Here is a 5,635-nt window from a genome sequence, read left to right as displayed (position 1 = left end):
CTCCACCCCGGTCCTCCCCTCCCCGTCGGCGTCGGCGTCCGCGTCCGCCGACGGAACACCCGGGAAGGCGCTCCGGTCCGTCACGAGACTTCCCCGCCGGGTGCCCCGCGTGCACCCGGCGGACACGGAACCGACCCGGACACGACCCGTGGACGGTTCCCACCCCGGATCCCCTTCCGGTGACCCCGCCGGGGAGGATCCGTCGGCCGACGAGTCGGCCGAGCGGGACGCCGAGGCGACCCGTGTCCGCATGTCCGCCCTGCAGGACGGTTGGCGACGTGGCCGCCGTGAGCGGGGGCCCGGGGCCGGCACGCCGGCTCCGGGGGACACCGCACCACCGAAACACCACGAGGGGCAGGAACGATGACCGCAGCGGAGGCCGGCGCCGACCGGCGAACCACCGGTGACCGGGGAGAACTGGACTGGTTGCTGGACGAGTTGGTGGGGCGGGTCGGCAGCATCCGCCACGGTCTGGTGCTCTCGGGGGACGGCCTGCCCCGGGGGACCTCCCGGGGCCTGCGCCGGGAGGACGCCGAGCACCTGGCGGCGGTGGCCTCGGGGTTCCACAACCTCGCCCGCGGGGTCGGCCGGCATTTCGAGGTCGGCTCGGTGCGGCAGACCCTGGTGGAACTGGACGAGGCCTTCCTCTTCGTGGCGGCGGCGGGGTCCGGCAGCTGTCTGGCGGTGTTCGCCGACGCGTCGGCGGACGTGGGGCAGGTCGCCTACGAGATGACCCTGCTGGTCAAGCGGGTCGGAGTTCACCTGGGTACCGCCCCGCGCGCCGGGGACGCCGCGGTCTGATCCGGTCGCGGCCCGCGACCGACGGGGACGGGGCGGGCCCCGGGGCCCGCCCCGTCCCCGGGCCGATCGACGGAAACCGGGTCCGGCCCACCGCCGTCCGCCGTGCCGATCTGGTGTGTCGACCCGCGGCGTGGCATCGTCCTGCGGGTGATCCGCCGCGGGATCCCACCGGAGCCGCGGCGGACACCCGGCGACGCCGCCCCGCGCGGCGCGTCCCGTCCCGTGGATCCGGGAGGGACGGGCCGGTCGACACCCGATCCGATCGATCCCCGGGAGCCGCCATGACCCCGACCACCGGCCCGGAACCGGAGCCCACCGCCCCGACCGTGCTGTGGCGTCCCGACGCCGACACCGTCGCCGACGCCCGCCTCACCGCGTTCCACGCCCGAGCCGCGGAACGGTACGGGGCCCCCGCCCCCGGCGGGGAGGATCCGGCGGCCGACTACCGCGCCCTGCACCGCTGGTCGGTCACCGATCCCGATGCCTTCTGGTCCGCCGTCGCGGACTTCTGCGAGGTCTCCTTCGTCACCCCGCCCCGGGCCGTGCTGGCCGACCGGACCATGCCGGGGGCGGTCTGGTTCCCCGGCGCCGAACTCAACTACGCCTGGCACGCCCTGCGGCGTGCCGGGGAGGCCCCCGACGAGCCCGTCGTCCTCACCGTCGCGGAACCCGACGCCGAACCCGTCCCCCGCATGATCACCGGCGCCGAACTGCGGGGAAGGGTCGGGGCGGTGGCGGCCGCGTTGCGCGGGGCGGGGGTACGCCCCGGTGACCGGGTGTGCGCCTACCTGCCCAACGTGCCCGAGGCGCTGATCGCCTTCCTCGCCTCGGCGGCGGTCGGCGCGGTGTGGACCTCGTGCTCGCCGGACTTCGGTCCCCGGGCCGTGCTGGACCGCTTCCGCCAGGTGGAGCCGGTGGTGCTCTTCGCGGCCGACGGCTACCGGTGGGCCGGCCGGACCATCGACCGGACCGGGACCGTCGCCGAACTGCGCCGCGAACTGCCCGGCCTCCGCGCGACGATCCACGTGCCCCTGCTGGGCACCGAGCCCCCCGCCGGGACGACGGCCTGGGAGGAGGTGGTCGCCCGACCCGCGGAGCCGGAGTTCGCCGTCCTGCCCTTCGACCACCCGCTGTGGATCCTGTACTCCTCCGGCACCACCGGACTGCCCAAGGCACTCGTCCAGTCCCACGGCGGCATCCTGCTGGAACACCTCAAGCAGCTCTCCCTCCACTGCGACCTGCGTCCCGGTGACCGGATGTACTGGTACACCTCCACCGGCTGGATGATGTGGAACTTCCTGATCTCCGCCCTGCTGGTGGGGGCCGTCCCCGTGCTGCACGACGGGGCTCCGGCCCACCCCCGCCCCGACGTGCAGTGGCGGGTGGCGGCGGAGGCGGACGCCACGCTCTACGGCACCTCGGCCGCGTACGTGATGGCCTGTGCCAAGGCCGGCGTCCACCCGGGGGAGGACCCGCGCCTGGCCGGCCTGCGGTGTGTGGCCACCACCGGCTCCCCCCTGCCCCCCGACGGTTTCCGATGGCTGCACCGGGAGCTGGGGGACCGGTGGATCGCCTCGGTCAGCGGGGGCACGGACGTGTGCAGCTGCTTCGTCGGCGCGGTGCCCACCCTGCCCGTCCGGGCCGGTGAGCTGCAGGCGGTGTGCCTGGGCACCGACCTGCGGGCCCGGGACGCCGACGGCCGGGAGGTGATCGGCGGGGTGGGCGAGCTGATGGTGGCGCTGCCGATGCCGTCCATGCCCATCGCCTTCTGGAACGATCCGGACGGGGAGCGCTACCGGGAGAGCTACTTCACCGGTCGTCCCGGCGAATGGCGGCACGGGGACTGGATCACCGTCACCCCGCACGGCGGGGTGGTCATCCACGGCCGCTCGGACTCCACCCTCAACCGTCAGGGGGTGCGGATGGGGTCCGCCGACATCCACGAGGTGGTCGAGCGGCTGCCCGGGGTACGGGAGAGCCTGGTCGTCGGGGTGGAGGAGCCGGACGGCGGCTACTGGATGCCGCTGTTCGTCCACCCGGCCGAGGGGGTGGACCCGGCCGACCTGGCACCGGGCGGTGAACTGCACGACCGCATCCGCGCCGACCTGCGTTCGGAACTCTCCCCCCGCCACGTCCCCGACGAGATCGTCGTGGTGCCGGGGCTGCCGCACACCCTCACCGGCAAGCGACTGGAGGTTCCCGTCAAGCGGCTGCTCTCGGGGACCCCCCTGGAACGGGCGGTGAACCCGGGCTCGGTCGACCGGCCGGAGCTGTTGGAGTTCTTCGTCCGCTTGGCCGCCGAGCGCCGGTCCGCCGCGGCCTGAACCCGGCGCGGTGTCCGTCCCCCCGGCCGGGGGGACGGACACCGCGCCGGCGGTCACCCGCCGGAGAGCACCGCCGTCGCGGCCCGGCGGGCCTCCTCGGCGTCCTCCGCGGCCCGGGCCGCCGCGGCGGCCCGCTCGCACTGGGCCAGCGTGTGGCGTGCCAGTTCGGCCCGCACCCGGGACAGGGCGCCGGAGCCCATGGACAGGCTGGAGACGCCCAGCCCCACCAGGACGCAGGCCAGCAGCGGATCGGCGGCGGCCTCGCCGCACACCCCGCACCCCTTGCCCTCCGCGCGGGCCGCCTCGGCGGCCGTGGCCACCAGGTCCAGCAGCGCCGGCTGCCAGGGGTCCTGCAACCGCGCCACCGCGCCCACCTGGCGGTCGGCCGCGAAGGTGTACTGCGACAGGTCGTTGGTGCCCAGCGAGAGGAACTCGACCTCCTGCAGCACCGAGCGGGCCCGCAGGGCTGCCGAGGGGATCTCCACCATCGCCCCCACCCGGGCCCGCAACCCCGCCGCGCGGCAGGCCTCGGCGAACGCCCTGGCGTCCGCCCGGTCGGCCACCATCGGGGCCATCACCTCCGGCTGGACCGGCAGACCCTCGGCTGCCCGGGCCAGGGCCCGCAGCTGACCGGCCAGTACCTCCGGGTGGTCCAGCAGGGCCCGCAGCCCGCGCACCCCCAGCGCCGGGTTCGGCTCCTGCGCGGAGGACCCGGGGGCCCCGGGGGATCCGGGGGAGAGGAAGGGCAGCGGCTTGTCCGCGCCCGCGTCCAGCACCCGCACCACCACGCGACCCTCCGGGAAGGCCTCCAGGACCTCCCGGTAGGCGGCGGCCTGCACCTCCTCGGAGGGCGCCTCGTCACCGGCGTCCAGGAAGAGGAACTCGGTGCGGAACAGGCCGACGCCCTCCGCCCCCGCCTCCACCGCGGCCGGTACGTCCGAGGGCCCGCCGACGTTGGCCAGCAGGGGCACGGCGTGACCGTCGGCCGTGGCGCCCGGCCCCGTCGCGGAGCGGGCCGCCTCCCGGCGCTCGCGGGCCACCCGGGCCAGTTCCTCGCGCTCGCGGGGGCCGGGGTCCACCAGCACCTCGCCGGTGCTGCCGTCCACCCCGACCACCACGCCCTCGGTCAGGTCGGTGGCGCCCCGCAGCGCCACCACCGCGGGCACCCCCAGCGCCCGCGCGAGGATCGCGCTGTGGCTGGTGGGACCGCCCTCCTCGGTCACGAAGGCCAGCACCAGGGCGGGGTCCAGCAGGGCGGTGTCGGCCGGCGCCAGGTCCCTGGCCACGAGCACGTAGGGCTCGTCGCTCTCGGGAATGCCCGGCATCGGAACGCCCAGCAGCCGGGCCACCACCCGGTTGCGCACGTCGTCCAGGTCGGCCACCCGGCCCGCGAAGTAGTCCCCGGCGCCCGCGAGCAGGTCGCGGTAGGCGGCGAAGGCGTCGTGCACCGCCCGTTCCGCCCGGTCACCCTCCCCCACGCGGCGGTCCACGTCCGCCATCAGTTCGGGGTCCCGGGCCATCAGCGCCTGTGCCTCCAGGACCGCCCGGGCCTCGCCACCGGCGATCCTGCCGCGGGCCTCCAACTCCCCGGCGACCTCCTCGACGGCCCGCCGGGCGCGCTCGCGCTCCGCGGGGGCCTCCCCGGCGGAGATGCGCTCGGGGGGCGGCTCCAGGACCGCCGTGCCCATGTGCCGGACCTCGCCCAGCGCCACTCCGTGGCTCACCCCGACTCCGCGCAGCCTCGCGTCCATCTCTTCACGTCCCGATGTCGATTGCCGCCCCGGTGTCCCCCGGGGCGGGGGCAGCGGCGCGGCGGCGTGCCGTACCGCTGCCGGTTCCACCCGCTTCCTCCGGTCGCGGCTGGGGTCAGCTCCACAGGAAGAGCGTGTCGCCCGCCCGCACCTCGCCCCGTTCGAGGACGTCGGAGAGGGCGTCCGCCCCGGCGTCCAGGGCGATCACCGGACAGATCGGCGACTTGCCCGCTGCCTCGACGGCGGAGGGGTCCCACCGCACCACCGGCTGACCCCGCTGCACCGTGTCGCCCTTGCCGACCAGGGACTCGAAGCCCTCGCCGCCCAACTGAACGGTGTCGATCCCCAGGTGGGTGAGGACGCCGTGTCCGTCCGCGTCCACCACCACGAAGGCGTGCGGGTGCAGGGAGACCACGATGCCGGTCAGCGGGGCCACCGCCTCGCCGGCCCCGCGGTGCGGATCGACCGCGGTACCCCGGCCGACCATGGCTCCGGCGAAGACCGGGTCGGGTACCCCGTCGAGCCCGACGACACGTCCGCTCACGGGCGACGAGACGGTGGACATGAGGGCCTCCCGGGGCTCAAGGGCGGTGGCGCCCGTCTCCCCGGACGGCCGGGGAACGGATCGGATCACCGGACAGAAGACTAAGTCATGGCGGTCGAACCGGCCGGTGCGGCACGACCCGGAGGGGGACGACGCGCGTCCCGGTCCCCGTCCCGACTACCCCGGCCCGGGGATCCCACCCGTGGGTCCCCGTC

At 76.0% G+C, this 5,635-nt stretch carries 4 protein-coding genes; 2 read left to right on the top strand and 2 right to left on the bottom strand.

Going from position 1 to position 5,635, the window contains the following annotated elements:
* Window positions 1–363 precede the first annotated feature (363 nt).
* A complete protein-coding gene (locus tag FOE67_RS14850; RefSeq protein ID WP_182664443.1) occupies window positions 364–801 on the top strand; it encodes a roadblock/LC7 domain-containing protein in 438 nt (145 codons plus the stop codon).
* Window positions 802–1,082: 281 nt separating this feature from the next.
* Window positions 1,083–3,125 carry an acetoacetate--CoA ligase gene (locus tag FOE67_RS14845; protein WP_182664441.1) on the top strand — a complete coding sequence of 681 codons (2,043 nt, stop codon included), beginning with the start codon at window positions 1,083–1,085 and terminating at the stop codon, window positions 3,123–3,125.
* 53 nt (window positions 3,126–3,178) lie between these two features.
* Here the strand turns inward: FOE67_RS14845 and ptsP are convergent, their stop codons facing one another.
* Both ptsP and FOE67_RS14835 read right to left on the bottom strand, forming a co-directional pair.
* Window positions 3,179–4,876 carry a phosphoenolpyruvate--protein phosphotransferase gene (gene ptsP, locus FOE67_RS14840; protein WP_182664439.1) on the bottom strand — a complete coding sequence of 566 codons (1,698 nt, stop codon included), beginning with the start codon at window positions 4,874–4,876 and terminating at the stop codon, window positions 3,179–3,181.
* A gap of 115 nt (window positions 4,877–4,991) precedes the next feature.
* Window positions 4,992–5,441, bottom strand: coding sequence for a PTS sugar transporter subunit IIA (locus FOE67_RS14835; RefSeq protein WP_182664437.1), 450 nt, complete (start codon window positions 5,439–5,441; stop codon window positions 4,992–4,994).
* Between the last annotated feature and the right edge of the window lie 194 nt (window positions 5,442–5,635).

Origin of the sequence: Streptomyces calidiresistens, assembly GCF_014141525.1 — a bacterium.
Taxonomy (GTDB): Bacteria; Actinomycetota; Actinomycetes; order Streptomycetales; family Streptomycetaceae; genus Streptomyces; species Streptomyces calidiresistens.
This window is presented reverse-complemented; position numbering and strand designations above follow the sequence as displayed.

What these genes read in the sequence shown, in the direction of transcription:
- FOE67_RS14850 (WP_182664443.1), top strand. Translation starts at nt 364, where the DNA reads ATGACCGCAGCGGAGGCCGGCGCCGACCGGCGAACCACCGGTGACCGG.
- FOE67_RS14845 (WP_182664441.1), top strand. Translation starts at nt 1,083, where the DNA reads ATGACCCCGACCACCGGCCCGGAACCGGAGCCCACCGCCCCGACCGTG.
- ptsP (WP_182664439.1), bottom strand. Translation starts at nt 4,876, where the DNA reads ATGGACGCGAGGCTGCGCGGAGTCGGGGTGAGCCACGGAGTGGCGCTG.
- FOE67_RS14835 (WP_182664437.1), bottom strand. Translation starts at nt 5,441, where the DNA reads ATGTCCACCGTCTCGTCGCCCGTGAGCGGACGTGTCGTCGGGCTCGAC.